The organism is Algoriphagus hitonicola, assembly GCF_900113375.1.
Classification (GTDB): Bacteria; Bacteroidota; Bacteroidia; order Cytophagales; family Cyclobacteriaceae; genus Algoriphagus; species Algoriphagus hitonicola.
In genome coordinates, this window is sequence record NZ_FOPC01000001.1 from 341,736 (window position 1) to 364,377 (window position 22,642).

The 22,642-nt window shown below is 43.7% G+C and carries 19 protein-coding genes; 6 read left to right on the forward strand and 13 right to left on the reverse strand.

What is annotated here, in order from left to right:
- Positions 1–127 precede the first annotated feature (127 nt).
- On the reverse strand, positions 128–982 hold the full coding sequence (locus BM043_RS01585) for a hypothetical protein (protein ID WP_245752883.1): 855 nt from the start codon (positions 980–982) through the stop codon (positions 128–130).
- 72 nt (positions 983–1,054) lie between these two features.
- Entirely contained in the window at positions 1,055–1,456 is a 402-nt protein-coding gene (locus BM043_RS01590) for a hypothetical protein (RefSeq protein WP_245752885.1), read from the reverse strand.
- 101 nt (positions 1,457–1,557) lie between these two features.
- On the opposite strand from BM043_RS01590, the gene BM043_RS01595 reads away from it, so the two are divergent.
- Both BM043_RS01595 and ctlX read left to right on the forward strand, forming a co-directional pair.
- Positions 1,558–2,433 (forward strand): hypothetical protein, encoded by an 876-nt coding sequence (locus BM043_RS01595; RefSeq protein WP_092788486.1) that lies wholly within the window; start codon positions 1,558–1,560, stop codon positions 2,431–2,433.
- Positions 2,434–2,436: 3 nt separating this feature from the next.
- On the forward strand, positions 2,437–3,366 hold the full coding sequence (gene ctlX / locus BM043_RS01600) for a citrulline utilization hydrolase CtlX (protein ID WP_177188402.1): 930 nt from the start codon (positions 2,437–2,439) through the stop codon (positions 3,364–3,366).
- A 147-nt stretch (positions 3,367–3,513) separates the two neighbouring features.
- On the opposite strand, the gene purB is transcribed toward ctlX, so the two are convergent.
- Positions 3,514–4,857 carry an adenylosuccinate lyase gene (purB, locus tag BM043_RS01605; RefSeq protein ID WP_092788488.1) on the reverse strand — a complete coding sequence of 448 codons (1,344 nt, stop codon included), beginning with the start codon at positions 4,855–4,857 and terminating at the stop codon, positions 3,514–3,516.
- A 218-nt stretch (positions 4,858–5,075) separates the two neighbouring features.
- Between purB and BM043_RS01610 the strand changes: the two genes are divergently transcribed.
- Both BM043_RS01610 and BM043_RS01615 read left to right on the forward strand, forming a co-directional pair.
- Positions 5,076–6,179 carry a ferredoxin--NADP reductase gene (locus BM043_RS01610; RefSeq protein ID WP_092788489.1) on the forward strand — a complete coding sequence of 368 codons (1,104 nt, stop codon included), beginning with the start codon at positions 5,076–5,078 and terminating at the stop codon, positions 6,177–6,179.
- 11 nt (positions 6,180–6,190) lie between these two features.
- Complete coding sequence (locus BM043_RS01615) at positions 6,191–6,679, forward strand: hypothetical protein (protein WP_092788490.1); 489 nt, start codon at positions 6,191–6,193, stop codon at positions 6,677–6,679.
- Positions 6,680–6,750: 71 nt separating this feature from the next.
- On the opposite strand, the gene BM043_RS01620 is transcribed toward BM043_RS01615, so the two are convergent.
- The 9 genes from BM043_RS01620 to BM043_RS01660 all read right to left on the reverse strand — a co-directional run bounded on the left by BM043_RS01620 (position 6,751) and on the right by BM043_RS01660 (position 15,417).
- Positions 6,751–7,674 (reverse strand): DUF4097 family beta strand repeat-containing protein, encoded by a 924-nt coding sequence (locus tag BM043_RS01620; protein WP_092788491.1) that lies wholly within the window; start codon positions 7,672–7,674, stop codon positions 6,751–6,753.
- A gap of 8 nt (positions 7,675–7,682) precedes the next feature.
- Complete coding sequence (locus tag BM043_RS01625) at positions 7,683–8,468, reverse strand: hypothetical protein (RefSeq protein WP_092788492.1); 786 nt, start codon at positions 8,466–8,468, stop codon at positions 7,683–7,685.
- Between the two features lie 64 nt (positions 8,469–8,532).
- Positions 8,533–9,570, reverse strand: a complete 1,038-nt coding sequence (locus BM043_RS01630; protein WP_092788493.1) for an outer membrane beta-barrel protein — start codon at positions 9,568–9,570, stop codon at positions 8,533–8,535.
- Positions 9,571–9,603: 33 nt separating this feature from the next.
- Entirely contained in the window at positions 9,604–10,365 is a 762-nt protein-coding gene (locus tag BM043_RS01635) for a hypothetical protein (RefSeq protein ID WP_143071017.1), read from the reverse strand.
- Positions 10,366–10,378: 13 nt separating this feature from the next.
- The gene (locus BM043_RS01640) at positions 10,379–10,948 is read right to left on the reverse strand and encodes an RNA polymerase sigma factor (RefSeq protein ID WP_092788495.1); all 570 of its coding nucleotides are present in this window, start codon (positions 10,946–10,948) and stop codon (positions 10,379–10,381) included.
- Between the two features lie 151 nt (positions 10,949–11,099).
- Entirely contained in the window at positions 11,100–11,501 is a 402-nt protein-coding gene (locus tag BM043_RS01645; protein ID WP_143071018.1) for a carboxypeptidase regulatory-like domain-containing protein, read from the reverse strand.
- 80 nt (positions 11,502–11,581) lie between these two features.
- Complete coding sequence (locus tag BM043_RS01650; protein ID WP_092788497.1) at positions 11,582–12,982, reverse strand: MBL fold metallo-hydrolase RNA specificity domain-containing protein; 1,401 nt, start codon at positions 12,980–12,982, stop codon at positions 11,582–11,584.
- A 71-nt stretch (positions 12,983–13,053) separates the two neighbouring features.
- Positions 13,054–15,015: a PspC domain-containing protein gene (locus tag BM043_RS01655; RefSeq protein ID WP_092788498.1), complete on the reverse strand. Its 1,962-nt coding sequence runs from the start codon at positions 15,013–15,015 to the stop codon at positions 13,054–13,056.
- Between the two features lie 12 nt (positions 15,016–15,027).
- Complete coding sequence (locus tag BM043_RS01660; RefSeq protein WP_092788499.1) at positions 15,028–15,417, reverse strand: PadR family transcriptional regulator; 390 nt, start codon at positions 15,415–15,417, stop codon at positions 15,028–15,030.
- Positions 15,418–15,820: 403 nt separating this feature from the next.
- Here BM043_RS01660 and BM043_RS01665 point away from each other — a divergent pair, with 403 nt between their 5' ends.
- Both BM043_RS01665 and porU2 read left to right on the forward strand, forming a co-directional pair.
- Positions 15,821–16,897: a putative type IX sorting system protein PorV2 gene (locus BM043_RS01665; protein ID WP_092788724.1), complete on the forward strand. Its 1,077-nt coding sequence runs from the start codon at positions 15,821–15,823 to the stop codon at positions 16,895–16,897.
- The gene (porU2, locus tag BM043_RS01670; protein ID WP_092788500.1) at positions 16,894–21,909 is read left to right on the forward strand and encodes a putative type IX secretion system sortase PorU2; all 5,016 of its coding nucleotides are present in this window, start codon (positions 16,894–16,896) and stop codon (positions 21,907–21,909) included. Before BM043_RS01665 ends, porU2 begins: the two co-directional genes overlap by 4 nt.
- Here porU2 and BM043_RS01675 read toward each other — a convergent pair.
- Positions 21,906–22,601: a TVP38/TMEM64 family protein gene (locus tag BM043_RS01675; protein WP_092788501.1), complete on the reverse strand. Its 696-nt coding sequence runs from the start codon at positions 22,599–22,601 to the stop codon at positions 21,906–21,908. The two genes, porU2 and BM043_RS01675, sit on opposite strands and share 4 nt — an antisense overlap.
- Positions 22,602–22,642: the final 41 nt, after the last annotated feature.

Consider the following 22,642-nt stretch of genomic DNA (forward strand, 5'->3'; position numbering starts at 1 on the left):
CGCTTTCCGATAACGTGATGCAAATGTAGAAGGCTAAGCGATTTTTTCCAAACCTAGATGTAAAAAAAAGCGAATTATTCCTGCTTATCCCAGTTTAGGTTTCACTTTCAGAGACTTATTTTTTCCCTCAGGTACTCTGAACGGATTTTTTGAGCATCCCATTGTAAATATAGGTGACTCCCAGGGTCATCAATCCGGCTATAATCGCCAAAATCACATTGAAATATGCCGGGGCGGAAAGGGTGAGTCTCAAAAAAATCGTAGCCAAAGCAAAGGAGGAATAACGGAACAGATTCAGGTATTTGGAACTGTATCGCAAGGAAAACAACAAAATAAACACATCGGCGAAAATCAACAGGGTATAGAATAATTCCAAGCTGGTATTGATGTGCTGATCTTGGTAAGAGGTGATCAAATCATAGACACCGATGGCTAAAAAACTTAAGGCTAAATAGATGGATATCAGCTTTTTGATACTGATAAAGCCACTTTGCTCCTCATAGTTTCCGGTAATCTGGACATGGCGTTGATTTCGATAAAAAACTCCCGTGATCAGAAATATTAAAATTGCCCCAAAAGCATCCGAAACGATCGGAGCCAACTCCCACATAAAGTCAATCTCCCATTTCAAATCGCCTAAATAATGTCCAAATTCCTTAAATGCATCCCGGAGAAGAATCAAAGAAATGATTTCAAACTGTTTTCCCACCGAATCCGCCACTGACCGAGGGATCAAAAATATCAAGCCCAAGATCTCAAAGATCAAAAGAACATTAAATGCCAGCTCGATTGAGAAAAAAGGCGATACCGAACTCAGGGGCGTTTGAATCTCCAAATAATTCATCAATCCCACCAAAAGGCCAAAAGCAAAAAACATCACAACAATATTACTGATGAGTTTATTGACATGGGGACTTTCCCACTGCTCATCGAGGTAGTCAAAAATCTTGATTTGGCTTTTAAAGAATCGGTGAATCAACATGCAAGTGGCTTACTAACTGTAAAGAAACTGAATGCCACTTTTGTTTTGGGAACTTTAGTCACCAAAGCGATTTTATTGATCCTTGGTACTGAATTTTCGCGAAAGCGTCTTGATAAATTTGATGCTGCGAAAGCGAAGAGCAGACCAGTCTTCATTGATGGCAATCTGCCTGACCACTTCAAAATCGTATTTTCCGGCGATTCCCCAACCCGAATCCCGATTGATGGAAACCTTATATTTCTTTGAGCTCCCTTTTGGATAGGCCATCCAAAGCAATTCATCCGATTTACAGGTTTTTTCGAGTTGTGGGAAAATATCCTTGATTTCATCTTCCGACTGTACAAAGGCCAGCAAAAAATCTGCTTTTTCAGACTCCTTGGCCAAATGTCCGGATTTGTTCCAGTCGCTCCTTAGGTGATGAAGCTCTTCGGGGAGATTCCAGATTTTGATTTTCATTCCTTCTTTAAAATTCATTTTTTTTAACAGGCTATCCATTTCTTCGAATTTTAGGCTTATCCATCAAAATATTGCTCCTTTGTAGGGCAATTGGCTAAATTTAGCCTAAAATAAAAATTATGAGGTTTATCTTTTCCATTTTGGTTCTTCTTCTTTTTAACGCTGCTTCTTGGGGACAAAATCAGCCTAAGGTGGATTCCATTTTTACTGAAGGGAAGTCCGTCAAAACGATCTCCAATCCCGAGTTGGAGGAAATGAGTGGAATGGCAATTTCAAGAAAGCATTCCAATGTTTGGTACACGCATACGGATAGTGGGGGAGAACCCATTGTTTATTTTTTGGATTTGGAAGGCAACGAGCTTGGAGAAATTACCCTGAAAGGTGTAAAAAACCGGGATTGGGAAGATATGGCAATCGGTCCAGGACCTGACGGAATGCCCTATATCTATGTAGCCGAAATTGGGGACAACTTGGCCGTTCATTCCGAGGTGAAGGTTTATCGGTTTCCAGAACCGGAGAATTTGAAAGAGAAATTAGAGGTAAACCCTGAGATCGCTACCTTGGTTTACCCCGGAGGAGCACGGGATGCCGAGTCTTTGTTGGTAGATCCAGTGGATGGGAAGCTGTATCTGGTTTCAAAACGCGACAAACGAAACACCTTATATTCTTTTTCTCAAGAGGCCTTTGGAAATGAAGGAATTACCGAAATGGAAGAGCACCATAAGTTTTCATTTTCCAGTAGCACCGCAGCCGATATTTCATCGGATGGTAGTCAGATTTTGATCAAAAATTATTTTGCGATCTATCACTGGAATCGGGAAAAAGGACAATCGCTAATAGAAGCGTTAATAGCGGCTCCGAAGCAGCTGCCGTATGTGCCCGAACCACAGGGAGAAGCCATTGCTTTTGAGCCTGAGGGAAAATTTTTTTATACGATCAGTGAAAAACGTTTTTCAATTTCCCCCGTGTTGTACCGATATCAAGCTAAGGATTAACCCATGCAAACTACTTCACATATCCTGATGGTTCGTCCAGCCAATTTCGGTTTTAACCCGGAAACAGCAGGAAATAACTTCTATCAAAAAACCGATCCTCGTGGACATGATGAGATTCAGCAATTGGTGCTGAGGGAATTTGATGGATTTGTGGCATTGCTGCGGGATCAAGGGGTAAAAGTAATCGTGGTGGAGGATACCAATCAGCCCGCTAAAACAGATGCGGTTTTCCCCAATAATTGGTTCAGTACCCATCCGGACGGGAGGCTTATTCTCTACCCGATGTACTCTCCCAACCGCCGTTTGGAGCGTCGAAAAGACCTGATTGAGCAGCTGATGGCATTGGGTTTTATGGTGAATGAAATTATCGACTTGAGTTTTTTTGAAGAGGACGAGCAATACCTGGAGGGCACAGGAAGTATGGTGATGGACCATGATCAGAAATTGATTTTTGCAGGATATTCGGTTCGAACCCATCTTGTTCCCTTGAAGTACGTGGCTGATTTGCTGGGATATCGGATCATTGGATTTGATGCACAGCAGGAAGTCGGGGGTAAATTCTCCCCTATTTACCATACCAATGTGATGATGCATATCGGTCGGGATTTGGCGGTGGTTTGTCTGGAGAGTATCCGCAAGTCTGCCGAACGAAGACAAGTGCAGGAGGCACTTGCCCAAAGCGGTAAAAAAGTCATTCCGATTACGGCCAAGCAAAAGTTTAATTTTGCGGGAAATATGCTTGAGGTGAGTAATGATGGCGGAGAGAAATTTACTGTGATGTCTCAGACAGCCTATGATTCCTTGAATGTGGGACAAATCCAACAAATCGAAAAATACACGACCATCATCAGCCCTCAAATCCCCACGATCGAAAAGCTCGGAGGCGGCAGTGCTCGCTGTATGCTGGCGGAGATATTTTTGCCGAAAAGCTAAGCTGTGAGTGAGGACACTCACAGCGGCGGAAGTAAGTGGGGACACTTACAGCGGCTGGATTGGTGAGATTTAAGACAACAGAGCGGCTGAAGCTTGCCTACCGCCAACTGCCGACTTTTTCAGCTTTCCCACCTGATTTTTCGGCTATTAAATCCCCGTGTAATTAAACGGCGTGATGACCTTCAATTCAGCCTTAACTTCATCCGACACATCTAATCCGTCAATAAACTCGGCAATGGATTTTTCGGTGATTTTGGTATTGGTTCGGGTCAAATCTTTCAAGGCTTCGTAAGGTTTTGGGAATCCTTCTCTTCGGAGAATCGTTTGAATGGCTTCCGCCACCACAGCCCAGTTATCTTCCAAATCCGCATCAATCGCCACCCGATTCAATTCTAATTTTCCCAGTCCTTTTTTCAATGATTCAAACGAAATCAACATATGGGCAAGCGGTACACCTATCGCCCGTAAAACCGTACTGTCCGTTAGGTCCCGTTGAAGTCTGGAAACCGGAAGTTTGGCAGCCAAATGCTCCAAAAGCGCATTGGCAATTCCCAAATTTCCCTCTGCATTTTCAAAATCGATCGGATTGACTTTGTGGGGCATGGCCGAGGAACCGATCTCTCCAGCTTTGATTTTTTGCTTGAAGTAGTTCATGGCGACGTATTGCCACACATCTTTCGAAAGATCTAAAAGAATCGTATTAATCCGCTTGAGCCCATCAAAAATAGCCGCCAGATTATCGTAATGCTCAATCTGAGTCGTCGGGAATGAGCGGCTTAAACCCAAATATTTTTCCACAAAATGGTTGGCAAAATCATTCCATGGCTGATTGGGGTAGGCTACCACATGGGCATTCATATTTCCTGTCGCTCCGCCGAATTTTGCTGAAAAGGGAACTTGGGCCAAAAGCTCCAATTGTTTTTCCAAACGGGTTATAAAAACTTGGATTTCCTTTCCCAAGCGAGTAGGCGAAGCGGGCTGTCCATGGGTTTTGGCAAGCATGGGGATTTCACTCCATGCTTCAGCCTGAGCGGTGAGTTTCTGAATAACTTCATGCAGCTGAGGTAAAATCACCTTTTCCAGCCCATCTTTAAGCATCAGCGGTGTGGCGGTATTGTTGATGTCTTGGGAGGTCAGCCCAAAGTGGATAAACTCCTTATAGGCTTGCTGACCCAGCTCGTCAAATTTTTCCTTTAGAAAATACTCTACGGCTTTGACATCGTGATTGGTGGTTTTTTCGGTTTCTTTGATCCATTCGGCATCTTCCTGAGAAAAGTTTTTCACCATATTTCGAAGGGCCGAAAACAGATCGGTATCAAAATCCTGAAGTTGGGGAAGCGGTAATTCGCAGAGCGCGATGAAATATTCGACTTCCACATGAACCCGGTATTTGATCAGGGCAAATTCGGAAAAATAGCTTCTCAAAGGGATGGTTTTGGCAGCGTATCGGCCATCTACAGGGCTAATAGCACTCAGTGCATTCAATTCCATGGGTATCTAGTTAGTGCCTATTGGCTCAGGGGGTTTTTAATTCAGGCTGCAATTTAGGGCAAAGCCTGCAAATTCGCCCGCTCACCGAAAGAATAATCCTCCTAAGGCAAACTTACTTTCTGCTTTTTGGGTTTTGTTTCTGAATTTCTCGGGTTTGGGGCAGATTAATCTTTCCAAGCCCTTAATTTTGCACCTGAATAAAAGAATCCAATTTTCGAATGTTCAATTTATTTAAGAAGAAAAAGGAGGAAGTGAAAAAGACATCCTTTCTCCCGCTGAAGGTACGTGAGGTAGTCAGAGAAACGCCGGATACGGTGAGTATTTATTTTGAGCAGCCGGAGCCAGCTATGGATTACAAGCCGGGTCAATTTTTGACTTTGGTGATGGATTTTGAGGGCAAAGAAGATCGCAGGTCTTACAGTCTCTGTACTTCTCCGTTTGTGGATCCCTTTCCCGGTATTTCCGTCAAGCGGGTGACAGGTGGCTTATTTTCCAATTTTCTCAATGAGAAAGTTTTTCCCGGCAAAACCATCAACGTACTTCCCCCGATGGGGAATTTTACGGTAGATTTTCATTCGAAAAATCAGCGCCATTACATCATGGTTGCAGGTGGAAGCGGGATCACTCCGATCATGGGAATATTGAAATCTGTATTGGTCAATGAACCCAATTCCATCGTTACGTTGATCTATTGCAGTCGTAACGAAAATCAGATTATTTTCAAAAACCAACTGGAAATGCTCGCTAAGGCGAATCCAGAACGCTTAAAAGTGAAGCATAACCTCAGTCAACCTTCAGATTCCTGGAAAGGATTTAAGGGGCGATTGAATAAAGACTCCTTCCGAAGCCTGGTGAGTCTAGCCGAATACGAACAGCGGTATGAGGAAATCTATTTCCTTTGCGGTCCGGATGGTATTATGAATACGGCCAAAGAAGTCTTGATGGAGCAGGGAGTCGATGAGGCCCGGATTCATGAAGAAAGTTTTTATTCGGCTGCCGCTGAGCAGGCTAAACTCGAAGCTAAGGCTGGAGTGACTAAGGGGCTTTTGACCCGAGATGTAAAAATCATATTGGAAGGCGAAGAGCACATGATTACGGTGGATCCTTCCAAGACGATTTTGGAAGCGGGATTGGAGCAGGGGTTGAATATGCCTTATAGCTGCCAAAGTGGACTTTGCACGGCATGTAGAGGGAGAGTTTTACAAGGCCAAGTGAAAATGGATGAGGATGCGGGGTTGAGTAAAAATGAAATCGATGAGGGTTTTATCTTGTGTTGTTCCTCAAGGGCAGCTTCGGATGATATCCAAATTACCATAGAATAATACCTGCTATTTTGACTAACGAAGAACTCAAAAAATCCTACCATAAACTGGAGCAGTTGGTCTTGATTCTGATGATCCTTGCTTTACCGATTTTTGGGATGGTTTACTTGTATTTTATTTCTGGAAATCTTAACTGGAACCTACCCCAACTCCCCGGTTTTGTTAATGGGTTGCTTGTGGGATTTAGCATTGGTCTTCTGGTGGCTCAGTATGTTAAGTTTCATCAGGATGTTAAAGCAGGAAAGGGCTCACCGGATTTAATGGAAAAAGTCTCGGTTTACATCCATTCGACACGAATTCGGTTTTATTTCCTTTTTTTAACCTCTCTGATTTGCGCCATTGGCTTGTTGTTTTTCAAAAGCGAAATTTATGTGGTGCTATTTGCGGTAGCCTTGGTTTTTTTTTCTTTGGCAAAACCTACTCCAGATCGAATCAAGCGGCTATTTCGGCTTAATAAAGAAGATGCGGAGTTTGTTCGGCTGATTTCCAGACCGGACTGATAGAGTGATAAAATGATAAAAGCCCCGATTTCATTTTGAATTCGGGGCTTTTCTATTTGGGAAAATCAGCCTTAATTCTCAATCACAATGGATCCGGAAGTGATGTTTCCTTTGATGGAATTTGAGGAATTGTTGTTGATTTCTAGGGTTTTTCCGGTGGAGATATTTCCCACTGTTAGATTTCCCGAAGAGGCTCTTAGATCAAAATTAAAATCCTTGAGATTGGAAGTGGTTTTTACCCGGAAGTTTCCAGAAGATCCACTGAAAGAAGTATTGGCCCCTAAGCCGGCATTTTCTGCCCGGACATTACCAGAAGTGAAGCGAAGACGTCCGAGCTCTCCTACATCCGTAAGCCTTGCATTACCAGAGGTCAATTCTACCTCAACGGCTCCTTTGATAGTTTCTGCGGTCAGCGAACCACTGGTAGATTCATAGGTGAGACTACCATCTACATCACTGATGTCCGCATTACCAGAAGTCATGTAAGCGGCGACACTTCCGCTGACTCCATCGACTTGAATAGATCCAGAAGTGGCTCTCAAATCTAAATCCCCCTGGAGGTTTTGTGCAGAGATCCTTCCTGAAGTGACGCTGAGCTTGGTCAGATCTTGAGATACGTTTTGCACCTCGAGATTTCCAGAGCTGTTTTTTATTTGGATATTGATATTTTCGGGTCCGGTGATGTTGATGAATCCCTTACTTCGGTTGTTCCAAGAGTAGTTTCCGGATTCTCGCTTGTAAGAGATCTTTAGGACATCCCCGAGGGTCACAAACACGATATCCTGTCGATCATCATTTGACTGAAGAAATGCCTCTACATGCACGACATCTGATCCACCGACGTAGCTAACATCCAGCCAGCCTCCTGATACTTCGATCGTTTTAATTCCTGGGTAATCCTTGTCCACATCGACAAGGACTTCTTGGGCTTGACTGATAGTCCCCAGTAGGAGAAATAGTCCTAGAAGAGATGAGAATTTTAGAAGGTGTTTCATGGGATGGATTATTTAAAGATTAAACCAAAGCTAAAGGCATTCACATCGGGACCTTTCCCGGTCTCGAAAAGTGAATTAGCGTCATAATTGAAATAAAGATCCACGTCACCAATTCCGATTTCCGCGCGGGGGCCGTAGCGGAGATTGCTGACGTACATGTTTGATTTGGTGAAGATTTTTTCTTTGTTCCCATCCAAATCATCATAAACAAATTTTCCTCGTCCACCGATTCGAAGTCCCGCAAATCCACCGACACCGATTCTGACTTTGCCGTTGTTAGTCAATACCGTGGGCACCAAAGTTAAATTAGCAAAAGAGGCCGAGAGTTTGGATTTGGTACCGACTCCTTCAGTGAACTCATTGAAAACCAATCCGTCAGCTGTGCGATCGATAAATAGCTTTCGGTCTTCCAACTTAAAATTATACCAGGAGACGCCAATTCCGGTTTTCAAATGAAAGTTTTTGCTTGCACGATAATTCCCCACATAGTTTAGTCCCACATTCCAACTTCCCCAAGGCTTCACTTGAGGAATATTGTCAGTTGGCGCCCAGATGTTGATTCCTAGATCGGTTTCCATTCCACTTTGAAATTTGGTGGATTTTCGGGAAAATTCCGGTTTGGGTTCGTCAGGTGTGGAAAAAGCATAGGATTTGGTTCCATCGTCATATTTTTCCATGTACCAATTGAGTCCCAAAAACCGGGATTCCTTAGTTTTTACGACTGTTTTTTCTTGTGCCAAAGCGAATTGGCTAGTCAAAGCAATCAATAATAATAGGGATGAAAAATTTTTCATAATAAACAAATTAGTTGGTTTAGTTTCTTTTAGGGAATGGGGAGGAGGGAGTCCTCCCTAGGTTTTAAAATACTATTCCGAAGGTGATGGGGTGAAGTTCCGGACCTTTCACCTCTTGGAAGAGTTCATTCAAATCATAGGTGGTAAAGAAGGTCACCCGCCCGACACCTACTTCACCTCTGACACCATATCGGAAATTATTGAGGTAGAGGCCGGTGTTTTGCTTATCTTTTTTGCGACCTGAGCCTTCGTACTCTCGATAGACATACTTGGATTGACCCCCAAGTCTGTATCCTGCATAAGGTCCTGCAGCGATTCGGAAACCTCGTCGACCGTTATCTTTCATTTTTCCAAAATCCAATTCCAGTAAAGTCATGGCAGTGATGTAGGAGGCGGAGATTTTACTTTTGAATCCATTCACGTCGGTTCGCTGTGCGAAGTCGATTCCTCCCAATCCGCGGGTAGCTTGATAGTCGCGGTTTTCAAATTTGAAATTGTACCATTGGAAGCCCAATCCAAAGTTCCAGTGAAAACCTCTGGAAATCCGTTGGGAAGCCATCCAGTTGAGACCGATATTCCAGCTGCCCCAGCCTTTGACTGCATAAGGGTTTTCGGAGGTGGGAAAACTGCCGCTAGGGGTGAGGTAATTGGAGATTCCGATGTCTGTGTTGAAATAGGTTCTAAAAACCGGGTCTTTATCTTTCTTTTCACCGCTTTCGATTTTCACTCGGGTATTTTCCCCATTTTCGTCCACATAGACACGCATCTTGCCGATGTTGACTTCGGTTTCTCCGCCATTTTCTCTCACGCGGACGATTTCTTTGGAGCTGCCGTCTTTCTTTTTGATTTCTACGATGGTCAACTCACCGGTATCTTCATTTTCTTGAAGGTCGAGAGAGGCGATGATTTCATTGATATTCATCATTTTCAGCTTTTCAAAATCTTCCTTGTTCTCGACGATGATGACTACTTTTCCGGATTTTCCGAATTCTATGATTACAGAATCTTTGTTGATCTGATGATCTGCGATGGAGTGCAGATCAGAGGCAAAGGCAACATGCACCAGCGCCATCATACAAATTAATAACAGGTATTTTTTCATGATTTCTTTCCCTTTGGTGGGTTGGTGATTTGATTAAGGCTTTTGGCTGGCGCGTTCTTTTTTGGAAGTAAGCCTTGCATACAAGCCGTTTTTGGCATCTTGAAGGTTGGCAAAGAGGTCTACCTTTTCAGTTAATCCTTCCAGTTGATCCACGGTTTTTCCCAGATTGGCTACGAGTCCTTTATTGTCCTTGAGTCCATCGGAGCGAATGGTTACCGTGTATGCTGGCTTCTCTGGGCTTACTGGATTCAGTTCGGCAATTGTCGGATTGCTTGGAACAGTTTTAAGTTCAGGTAGATTTTTTTCTACAAATAGGGGCTCGCTTTTATTTCGGATAATCGCCGATTTTTCATCAGATACGGTTTCCTCTTTTTTATCCGCTTCAGCGAGTAGATTATTCGTCGCTGGAGTTTTGAAATTCGCAGAAGACTGATTTTCCTCGGCAGGTTTTACTGTTTTTTCCGACTGTTTAGAATCGGATTTGAGCTCTGAATCGATCACGTCCGGGTTTTCCTCGACTTTAGGCGTTTCCACTTGTTCGAAACTTGTCGAAGGACTCTCTAAAGCTGGATTTTGCTCTTCGGAGGCCAGAAGATCTTCTTTTTTTATCGTTGAATCATTGCTCCAAAAGAGTGCTCCGACGCTCAACAAAACCAAGATGACCGCGGCTGCTGCCCAGAGGAATCCGCGATTTTTTCGGGGTTGGGAAGGCAGTTGGTTTTCGAGTCTTTCCCAGGCAAGTGCGCTGGGCTTTTCTTCGTGATTCTCCAGTTTTTGCCGGAAAATCTTATCCATATTTTTTGATTGATTAGCCATTGATTCTCCTTTCGTTGAGGTTTTGGGCAATAATTTTTTCCTTAAGGGTATTTCTCGCGCGATTGAGCTGGGATTTAGAAGTGCTTTCGGAGATGCCCAGCATTTCTCCGATTTCCTGATGCGAATAGCCCTCTAAAATGTAGAGGTTGAAAACGGTCCGATAGCCCACCGGAAGATTCTTAATCAGCTCCATGAGGTCAGCAGCTTCCAAATGGTTGAGCTCATACTGCTGATCTTCATACTGACTTTCATTTTCCATATTCACCTCCATCATCAAGTGGCGGTTGCTCCTGAGTTTCATCAGTGCCTGAGTGACGACGATTCGCTTCATCCATCCTTCGAAGCTTCCCTTTTGCTCAAACTGAGGCAGCTTCTCAAAGATTTTCATAAAGCTCTCGATCATCACGTCCTCGGCATGCTCCCGATCCTTGAGGTAGCGGATGCAGATGGCAAGAAATTTCCCCGAATAGGTATCATACAGGTGTCGCTGCGCACTGCGATCGCCTTTGAGACATGCTTGGATTAATCCTGGTTCGGAAGAAAAGTCGAGTCTGGTAAACATTCCGTTTTATGCTTTCAAATAGGTAGATGTCCTTTGGTTAAAAATCGTTGCATGGAATATTAAAAAATCTGAAAAAAAATATAAAAAGCTGTAAATCAAAGTGATAAATTTTTGATTCTTGGATAGGATTAATGCATCCCCTTCCTGCTCGCTAATAGGCTGCCTTATAATTGACCAAAATGTTCAGTTCGGACCAGTTGCCTTTTTCCACTTGAATGGGCTGAATATTTCCGTTTAGATCAAAACTATTGGCAAAAAGCCCGTCTTCTTCTTGCGTAAATACCGAATACTGTCCCGGGGCCAATTCCACTTCAAAATTTCCCTCTTCATCGGATTCTACTTCAGCGATGGGTTTTCCATCAACTGCGGTAAAAAGGCTGTTTTCCATCTTGGTATCGGAGATTTTGGTCAAGGGGTAAATGATGATTTTTCGTTGGATTGGTTCACCAGTTTTGCGTTCGGGAGCAGCCTCTCCTTCTTCGCTGATCATCGGCATTTGATTGCCTTCTATCCAAGTGACTTGTCCTTTAATTCCCTGTCCTTTACTTTTCATGGTTTTGCATTGAGAAAATAATACTACCGTTAGGCTTAAGGTCAGAATTGTCAAAAATTGCTTCATCGTGATTTTTTCTTTTAAATACCCTCAAATAAAACGACCGATTCCAGGTAGTTAGGAATGATAGTTTGCCATCCAAGTTCGTTGTGCAATTTTTCAGCCAAGACCTCTGCACTTTTATCCTCTCCATGGACTATAAAGGTGATTTTTGGTTTTTCGCAAAATCCTTCGGCCCATTCCATCAATTCATCCTGATCGGCATGTGCGGATAATCCATCGATTTGGTAGATTTTGGCATTTACCGGAACTTGATTGCCGTAGATCGTCAGAAATTTTTCTCCTTCGATGAGTCTTCGACCGCGAGTCCCCTCGGCTTGAAATCCCACAAAAACCACCCCATTTCGCTCCTGAGGTAAGTGATGATACAGGTGATGAAGGACACGCCCACCTGTTGCCATTCCACTGGCAGATACGATGATGGCGTTTCCCCTATATTCATTGAGCGATCTGGATTGCTCTTGCTTTTGAAAATAATGAAGCTGATCGTGCTGAAAAGGATGATGTCCTTTTTCCTCTAAAACAGCACTAAGCTGATGGTCCTGGTGAAAGTCATTGTAAAGTTTGGTGGCATCTATGGCCATTGGCGAATCCAAAAAGATCGGAGCTTTTGGAATTCGGCCTTTTTGCATCAGCTGAAACAAATAATAGAGTACCAACTGGGTACGGCCTACCGCAAAGGAGGGAATGATCACTAAACCTCCTCGATCAAAAGTCTCACGAATGGCAAGTCCAAGCTCAGCCTCAGGATTGCTCTGAGAAGCCTTCCGATCTCCATAAGTGGATTCGATCCAAAGGATATCTGCCTTTGGGATTCGGGTGGGAGGGTAGAGCAATGGATCGTGATATCTTCCTAGATCTCCCGAGAAAACCAACTTTTTTTCTTGCCGATCTCCTTTAATCTTGATTTTGGTAATGGCTGCTCCTAAAATATGGCCTGCATGATAGTAGGTGACGGTAATATTTGGGTGGATGTCAAAGGGCTTTTCAAAGGCCTGTGGAACCAATAATGGGAAAACAGCCTCGGCGTCTTCAATTCCATAGAGCGGCTGAGGATCATCATGTCTGGAGAATCCCTTTTTTTTGGCGTATTCTGCTTCTTCTTCCTGGAGCTTACCCGAATCCAAAAGCAGGATTTTTGCGAGTTCGGCGGTAGCTTCTGTGCAATAGATCGGACCACGAAATCCCTGCTTGACCAATCGCGGCAAATAGCCGATATGGTCCAAATGTGCATGGGTCAGGACTACGGCTTCCATCTCATCTACTGGCATGGGGAACTTATCCCAATTTCGCTCCCGGAGTTCTCTTCGGCCCTGAAATAGACCGCAGTCTACTAAAAATTCAAATTCACCAATGTCTATCAAATACTTAGACCCCGTGACACTGCCTGCACCTCCTAAAAACTTTACGGTTACATCCATGATTTTTCAGTTTGAAGGCAGAAGATACAAAAAAAGAGGCATCCTAACGGACACCTCTTTTTAAATTAGGTTTATTCTTTTAAAAAATATGCACCTTGAAATTTGGCCCGCGAGAGGCTATCAATCCGCTCCTTTTCACTTAGAACTTGGTCTTCAGGATTTTCACTTTCTTCAGTTTCATTGTCTGCTTCATCATAGGTTTTTTCAGGACAAGTCAAGCAGAGTAATCCATTTTCATTAAAGACCCATATACTTCGTTGGGAAACATCAGATGTACGATATCCATTAATATAAATGGTGTTTTTGATGATTTCCAGTAAAGATCGCTCCATGATGAAAGGTCTATCATACGGAACTCTAAGCTGAAGGTCTAGTTCCTGAGCCCTAAACATGTCTGTATTTTTCAAGTCAAACCCTTCATTGAAGAGGATCAAGGAATCAAGCACTTCTACTTGGTAATCCAGTTTTTGGGCATTTTCCAAGGCTTCCGCTTTGGTTCTTCCTCTTGACAGAAAGGACTTTTCCAGAGTGAGCAAGGAATCCGTCGTGCCTACGATCTGTAGATCGACATGATTGAAGGTAGCTTCCTCAGATACTGGGTTGAGCTTGAAAATCAATACGCCTTCAGAAACAGGAAGGGTTTCCTGAATCTCATGCCGATTTTCCTCTTTAAACTGAGCGACGATTCTTGGAATCTGAAAAGCCGAAATACCGATGCAAAGCAACCAAAGACCCAAAGCAACCAAGCCAAATCTACTGCCCACTAGATTCTTTTGAGCCAAGACACTAAGTCCCAAGAGCAAAAGAATAATCCCCGGAATAATGATGATAAAAGAAGCCCCGATCACCAACCAAATGGGAATCAAATTGGAGAATAGGTCAATAGGGAAGTTATCCATCAATATTTGATAATCCTCACTGGCGAATATTCCGAAATAAACCGCGATAGAGATCAGTGGTGCTATTGTCAAAATCAAGCCTAAGAACAATACAAACAGCCCAAAGATCACACGGAGAACGGTAAGGAAAAATTTCCCCAAAGGCCCCAAAGCACTTCCTATGGCTTCGATCACCTGACCTAACACCCGAAATGGAGCCATCAGGATTTTTCTACCGGTGGATTCCTGCTTGGGCGGAATGGGATTCTGGTTTTCCTTCAGTGTGGAGTCAATATTGTCCAGCGTGATCTCTCCGCCTTTCATCCGGATACGCTCGGTGATGGAGGTGGCTACCGGTGTGATAATCCACAAGATCAAGTAGATCAGGATGCCCGATCCGCCAGCTAAGGTAAGTATCACAAAAGCCAATCTGGTCCAAATCACTTCGACCCCAAAGTATGCGGCCAATCCACTGGCTACCCCACCAAGGGCTTTGTCGTCTGGATTACGGTAGAGTTTTTTGATGTTTTTGTCCTCCTCAATATCATAAGACACGGGAAGAATAACCCACATTACGATGTAGGCAATGACCGTGAAGATCCCGAAGGAAATATTGAAACGGAACTCATCAAATATCCAGAATCCATCGGATAGAAAAGTCTTGTTGATTTGACCGCTGAACAATAGAAGTAGGGCTATCAATCGAGGCCAAAGTGGATCGATGGAGAAGTAATGTGCGATTCCGGCACAGACACCTCCGAGGATTTTTTTAGGCTCGATCCGCATGAGCTTTTTGTAGCCCCTGTTTTCAGGATCGGGAGGAGTCACGTACTTGTAGAAGTCGTCCTTGCTCTCCTTCTCCTCTGCAGCCTCTTCGGCTTCTGCCTCACTGATGGAAGCAAAATCAGCGATCGTACCCATCTTTTCGATGAGTTTGTCCACATTTTCTGCGGTGATGACTTGCTTGTTGTTTTTCAGATTGCTCAGAAAAATCTCTGCGATTCGGGTTTCGATATCCGAGATGATTTCATGATTGTCTTTATAAGAGGAAAAGTGCCGATTGATTGCATCGAGATACTTGCGAAGGGTATCGTATCCGTCTTCCTCTATGTGGAATAAAATCCCACTGATGTTGATGCTTATGGTCTTTTTCATGTGTGTGTCTATTTATTCTTTTTCGCCAGGGGTGATATCTTCCTGGGAAGAAGAGTCGGTGGTTTTTTTCTCTAGGTGCGTTTGTGTGATCAGTTGGGTGGACTTGACCAGCGATTTCCAGGTTTCCTCTAGGGTATGAAGAAAGGTGCTTCCCAGAGTGGTGATGGAGTAATATTTGCGTGGAGGTCCGGATTCTGATTCCACCCATCGGTATTCCACTAGAGATGCGGATTTGAGCCGGTTGAGTAGGGGATAGAGGGTACCTTCGACCACGATGAGTTCGGCCTGGGTCAGTTCCTCGATCAAGTCGGAAGTATAGACCTCGCCCCGGGAAATGATATGGAGTACGCAATACTCCAAAATCCCCTTTCGCATTTGAATTTGTGTGTTGGCGACATTCATGTTCAGGTGATTAGATGATAGGAGATATTTTTATCTCTTTGATCTAAGGATGAAAAATGATACCAATCTTAAAAAAAGTACCTTGTTATACCTAATTCCTTGTAATAGGTTGGCCTTTATCTCCAGGTTTTAAATTCAAAAACCACGTTTTGAGCATTTGGAAGTAGTTTTTTGAGGATTTTAGATTTTCTGTAATTTTTTTTAATGGAGGAATTTTTCCTAATGACTTATGGGTGACCTGTTAAAAATGTGAACATAGAATTGTCCGAACCCGTACAGTTCCTCTTTTTTGCAAAGATTATTTTAGTAAGTTCGATCTTGGAAAGCGAATTTGCTTTATTTTGGAACTATGAATCCTAGTTGGAAACCTATTCTATTGCTCTTTCTAATTTCCTTCATCTACATGGGGGGATGCCAAATGGGATTTTCTCAGGATTTAACGCCTAAATATTCCAATGAATTTTTGAATATCGGAGTGGGGGCAAGAGCCTTGGCCATGGGCGGGGCACAGACTGCAGCGAGCCGGGATGTGACTGCGGCCTACTGGAATCCGGCAGGATTGATGGCTGTCACGCATAAGTATGATGCGACGTTGATGCATGCTGAGTATTTTGCTGGGATCGCCCAATACGATTATTTAGGCTTTACTACTCCAATTAAAAATGAAAGTCAGGTGGCTGTTTCCTTGATTCGGTTTGGCGTGGATGATATTCCGGATACCCGCTTTCTTTACGATGCGAATGGTGCACTCAATTATAATAACATCCAGTTTTTTAACGCGGCCGATTATGCACTTTTGCTTAGCTATGCACGGGATATTTCAGATAAATGGAAAATAGGTGCTAACGCAAAAATTATTCATCGAAATGTGGGGAAATTTGCTCAGGCATGGGGTTTTGGATTGGATGTGGGGGGATTGTACGTGCAAAAGCGATTGACTGCCGGTTTGATGCTTCGGGATATCACGACCACGTTCAATGCCTGGTCGCACAATGCCGAACTGGTGCGGGATATTTATGCAGACACCAATAATGAGGTGCCGGTCAATTCCGTAGAACTGACGCTTCCCCGAGCTATTGCTAGCCTAGCATACAACTGGAATCTCGGAGGTACATTTTCTCTATTGACCGCTTTGGATTTGGACATGACTTTTGATGGTCGGAGAAATACCGTCATTGCTTCGGATTTGATCAGTGTTGATCCTAGAATCGGGTTGGAATTGGGATATAAACAAGTGGCTTTTCTCCGTGCTGGAGCGAGTACATTTCAATACATCAAGGATTTTCAGGGAGAACAATCCATGAATTTTATGCCCAGTGCGGGACTAGGTGTTCGGCTCAATGACCGATTTCAACTGGATTATGCCTTATCCGATATCGGGAATGTGTCTGATACGCCCTATTCGCATGTGTTTAGTGTACGTGTAAGCTTGAAAAAATTGGAGGAAGATTTTCGGAAATTTAAAGGGTGGGATCAATGAAAAATTGGATAGCAACGATTTTTGGAGTTTTGGTCCCGATGCTGCTTTTTGCCCAGCAGCCGATTTGGTATTCTTTTGATCAGGATTATTATAAAATCAAAACCGCTGCCGATGGGATTTATCGGGTAGATGGCGAAACCTTGGAAAATTCGGGATTGAATTTATCGGGAATAAATCCTGCCAACTTGCAACTTTTTCACAGAGGCCAAGAAGTCGCCATTCATGTCGAAGGTCAGGAAGACGGTAGTTTTGATGCAGAGGATTATATTCTTTTTTATGGACTTCGAAATGACGCTACCATGGACTCGGTTCTTTATCGACAGATCGGTCAGATTCCCAATCCCGAATACAATACTTTCACAGACACCACCGCTTTTTTCCTAACCGTGTCACCTGCCATCACCGGCAAAAGAATGGCGGTTCGTCCTGCCCCCTCTAACAGCTTATCTCAGACCACGACTACAAATTCTGAGCGGGTCAGGGTTTTTTCTGATCAATATTCTCTTGGGATTTCATACACTTTGGGATTTAGACTGTCTCGGTATGATTATGCGCAAGGATGGATGAGCGGGGTAGTTAGCAAAGGAGCCACAAGTCAGGTTTTGTTTGAGGATTTGGGTTCACTTCCTTCCTCAGGAGAGGCTATGGTGGAGGTGGGGTTAGTTGGTCGTTCGGCTACCGAACATTCCGTCAGGATTTTGGCTGGACGATCTGCCACTACCCAGCGAGAAGTCGGAGTAGCTGATTTTACAAGTTTCAACTCGCAGGTGTTCAGCTTTCCGATGGTCATGTCTGACTTTAATCCCAGTGGTTTTATTTCGATTGGAATCAATCCCAACGGGGTCGGTACATCAGATAATGTATCCATTGCTTATGTGAAAATCAATTATCGGAAAAACATCGGCTCAGGAGATTTTGATCAGGAGTTAATGGTTTTTTCCGCTGATGAACAACGGGTTCAGATTCCACAAACTACGGGTAGTTATGAGGCTTTGGATATCAGTTCCGAGCAAAATCCACAGCGGATTACCTTAGATCAGGGTGCAAGCTCTCTTGGATTTCAAGCGGGAGTTTCGGGAGGTAGCAGTCGGATTTTTATCCAAAATCAAGTTCAAATCAACCAAGTGAGTGAGTTGGAAAAAATCAGATTCAGAAACCTGCTGGCTCAGCAAGCCAATTTTATTTTGATCGGTCACAGTGCCTTGGAGCAAGCCACAGAAGACTTCCCAAATCCTATGAAAGCCTACGCCGAGCATCGTGCCTCTACGATCGGTGGAGGGTATGATACCTTGAGTATTCGGATGGAAGATTTATATGATCACTTTGGATATGGCGAACCCTCCCCGGTAGCGCTGTTTCAGTTTTTGAGAACTTACTATCCTATTCACAAGCCGTCGCATTTACTTTTGATGGGGAGGGATTTGGCCATTTACTCCACAGCTCGCTCCGCTGGTGTGAATTATTTTTATCGAAAAAATCCCGCTGTCTTTTCATTTCAGCGATTGGTTCCTGTGGGTGGATTTCCTTTTTCTGACAATACTTTTGTGGAGGGGCTTGATCCTGCTTTTCCCGATTCCCCGGGAATGGCTGTTGGGAGAATTGTGGCCAAGAATGCGCAAGAACTCACCAACTATCTCAACAAGGTCATCGAAAAAGATCAGGTAGGTTTAGAGGGACCATGGCAAAAGGAATTGATTCACTTGGGTGGTGGTGTTTCTGAATTTGAGCTAAATCGTTATTTCAATTTCCTGAATGGATTTAAAGATATTGCTGAAGGGCTTTATTTGGGTGGAAATGTGACCACTTACCGAAAGCGATCCAACAGTGTAGTCGAGGTCATCGATATTACGGGCGATTTGAAAGAAGGTAGATCTTTGGTGACTTTCTTTGGACATGGATCTCCCACCATTCTTGACATTGATATTGGTTTTGCCTCGGATCCGACTATCAATTATCAAAATAAGGGCAAATACCCGGTGATGCTTTTCAACGGTTGCGATTATGGGAGTGCCTTTGGGACAGGATATACGCAAGGGGAAGATTGGGTTATGACTCCTGATAAAGGTGCCGCTGCAATCATGGCAAATTCGGCAATCGGCGTGGATGTATATCTGAGGCGGTATTCGGATGCGTTTTATCAGAAAGCCTTTTCAGATTCTTCCCTGATTTACCGGTCCTTGGGAGAAATTAAGATGGAAGCGGAACAGTTTTTTGTTCAACGATACGGAACCAGTCCGCTTAATTTCTCCCACATGGAGCAAATGATTCTGATGGGTGATCCTGGAGTTAGAATTTTCCCCGCTGATAAAGCCGATTACAGTTTGGATCCGCAGGAAGTTTCCATTGATACTTTTGATGATGATCCGCTGACTTCACTTTCTGATAGTTTAAAGCTCACTTTCGCTCTTCGGAATATCGGAAGAGTCGATACGGATTCGATTCGGTTTAAGATAGACCGGACACTTCCCGGTGGTACGATGATCTCCTATGATCCCGTCCAAATCCCATATGTTGCCAGATTGGATACACTGGAGTTTTCGGTGCCAAATATGAATCTGGTATCCGCCGGGGAAAATACCTTTACCCTTACCATCAACGACAATCAAGCTGTTGATGAAATGAACTTTTCGAACAATCAAATCACCTTTACACAGTTTATTTCACTGAGTGGAACGATCAATCTTTTTCCTCAGGAATACGGAATTGTCCCTGAAAAAGAATTGGATTTAATCGTCCAAGTACCTGGAAAAAATGAGCAGGAACGGACGATTATTTTACAACTCGATACCGCAGCTGATTATAGCTCGGCCTACAAGAAAGAACTTAGAATTGCCACCCGAGGATTGGTGGATTGGCCGGTGGAATTGATCTCAGGAACCGATTCGGTCACTTACTATTGGCGCTCAAAATATCAGGATCCACGACCCGGAGAATCTGATGAATGGACTGTTTCGAGCTTTTCTTACATCGATCAATCCTCCGAAGGCTGGACCCAGCGGACTTTTCCTCAGGTAAGTGAAAATCAGCTGAATAATTTGATAGTAGATGAGTCCAGCAATAAACTTAAGTTTGTCGATCAACAACTGCAGGTCGAGGTGTTTACGGTCGGAGCAGCAGTGGATACACTTTCGTTTAGGAATACTCAATTTTACCTCAATGAGATTCCTCAAATCATCGATAATGTCAACAATGCCAATAGTCGGCTTTGCCCCAATGGCTCCTTGGGCTTGGTGACTTTTCAGCAGGCCACCTTACAGCCCTATCTGCCCATTCCTGTACCGGGTTTTGATATTTTGGACGGAAGATCCTGCGGCAGAACACCGCAGTTGATTCAGAGTATTCGGAATACCTGGATTACCGGACCGGGACAAAATATGCTGCAGGACTACACGAATAATGTCCCTGAAGGAGATTTTGTGGTGATTTTCTCTGTAGGTAGCGTCACCTTCGATGCTTGGCCGGATCGGGCTTATGAATCGCTGAAACAGTTTGGTGCCAGTGAGGTCACGCTTCGTGCTTTGAAAACTGGTGATCCCTATATTCTTTATGGACGAAAAGGAATGCGTCCTGGAGAAGCTTTGGAAATTGTGGGTAATCCCGATATGGAGGTTGATCCGGCTCAGCAGACTTTATCCTTCGAAACTGATTTGAAAGGATATATTACAGATGGGGTGATCATTACTCCACGGATCGGTCCTGCTTCTTCCTGGCAGAACTTTTTTCAGCAGGTCAATGATAAACCTTGGATTGAAGAAGAGGGAAATACGCAGTTTGATATTTTTGGAATCAAAGAAAACGGAGAAGAAGAACTTCTCCTGGGCGAAGAGCTCAATACCAGTATTGATCTTTCATTTATCAATTCTCAGGAATATCCTTACCTGAGACTTCGCTATGCAATGAATGATCCGATAGCCACGGCTCCGGCGGATTTGGACTTCTGGCAGGTAAATTATACCGGAGTGCCCGAAGGAGTCCTATTGGTCAAATCTACCAAAGAATCGATCAATGTCGTGGAAGGAGAGACCGGGATATTGGAGATGCAGTTTAAGAATATTTCTACCCATGACTTTACGGATTCTATTCAGGTCGATTGGACGATTAGAAATGTGACCTCAAGAGAAGTAGAGAATTTCAGTAAGAAATTCCCTGCCGTCAAAGCCGGGGAAACACTGGATTTTGATATTGAATTTAATTCTATGGGCAAGGACGGCGAAAATGAAATTGAAATTTTTGCCAATCCAAGAATCTTACGAGAGCAGACCTATCGAAACAATCAACTCGATCTAGGAGCGTATTTTATCGTTCAGGGCTCGGCCTCGACTTCCCTTTTGGATGTTAATTTTGATGGAGTTTATATCATGGATGGAGATATCGTTTCGCCAAATGTGATGATCAATGCAATCCTAAAAGATGATCAAACTTTGATCTACAAGACTGATACGCTCGGATTGGAGCTTTATCTCAAGGAGGACTGTGAGGAATGTCGCTTTGAACGGGTCAATTTCTCAGATCCAAAAGTGGTCTGGTCTCCCGCCAGTGAGGAAAATGACTTTAGAGTATCTCTGCAGCCTGGACCACTTCCCGATGGGATGTACACCTTGAGGGTGGTCAATGAGGATTCTCCCGAACCCTATGAGGTCAACTTTGAAGTCATCAATGAATCTCAAATCACGAATTTCTACCCCTACCCAAATCCATTCAGTACCAGTGTCAGATTTGTGTTTACCGTCACAGGATCGGAAGTTCCGGATGAAATAAAAATCCAAATCATGACCGTTACCGGTCGGGTGGTTAGAGAAATTTTGCAAAACGAACTCGGTCCGATCCGCATCGGTAATAACCTAACCGAATATGCCTGGGATGGAAAAGATGAATATGGTGATCAGCTCGCCAACGGGGTTTACATTTACCGGGTTTTGGTACGGAAAAACGGACAATTTATGGAGCATCGAGCCACAGCAGGAGATCGGGGCTTTAACAAAGGCTACGGCAAAATGTATCTACTTCGCTAGGACTTTGATTTTTTCCAATTTGTCCAAATCCCCCAAATGCTGATCAAGAGGAAAAAAAGTAAAAACCCGAGTTGATAAGGATCTCGGAGCGAGGATTTTGCTGCCAAAAAATCACTGGCCACTATCCCTGCCAAAAAGGAAAGAATGGTTCGTGGGAGCATTCCGGGAATGCCATAAAGGAGAATTTTCTTGAGCGAAACTTGAAGAGAGGCAAAAATAAAATTAGCCAGTGCAAAAGGAATCACCGGACTGATTCGGATGAAAAATATCAAACCTCCGGGTTGAGTTTTTCTTTTTTCTACTGCAAGGCTGATTTCCGGATATCGCAGACAGAGTAATTCCCACAAGTTTGCATTTGACCATTTACCAAAGGAATAGCCTAGCATAGTCGCCAAACCATACGCTATCACCAAGAGCGGAAGTCCGATCCAGCCCAAAACAAACCCGGTAAGAACGGCAGTGAATGTGGTGGGTAATAAAGCAAAGCCCATACAGATAGCCGCCAATATCATAAAAATCAAATATCCCAAAAGGCTCTGAGGCGAAAGCAGCAATAATTCTTCATAATTAATCAGCGCGATCAGAGAGCCTATAGCCGGAAAAACCACCACCCAGGCCCAAGTCAAAACTGCCCATGGTTGGGTTTTTGCATACACTTGAAAGAAGTTGAAAATACTGCCCTTTTTTGTCATCTTTGGCGGAATTTGGGAAGGATTCTTCCCCAAATCGGGTT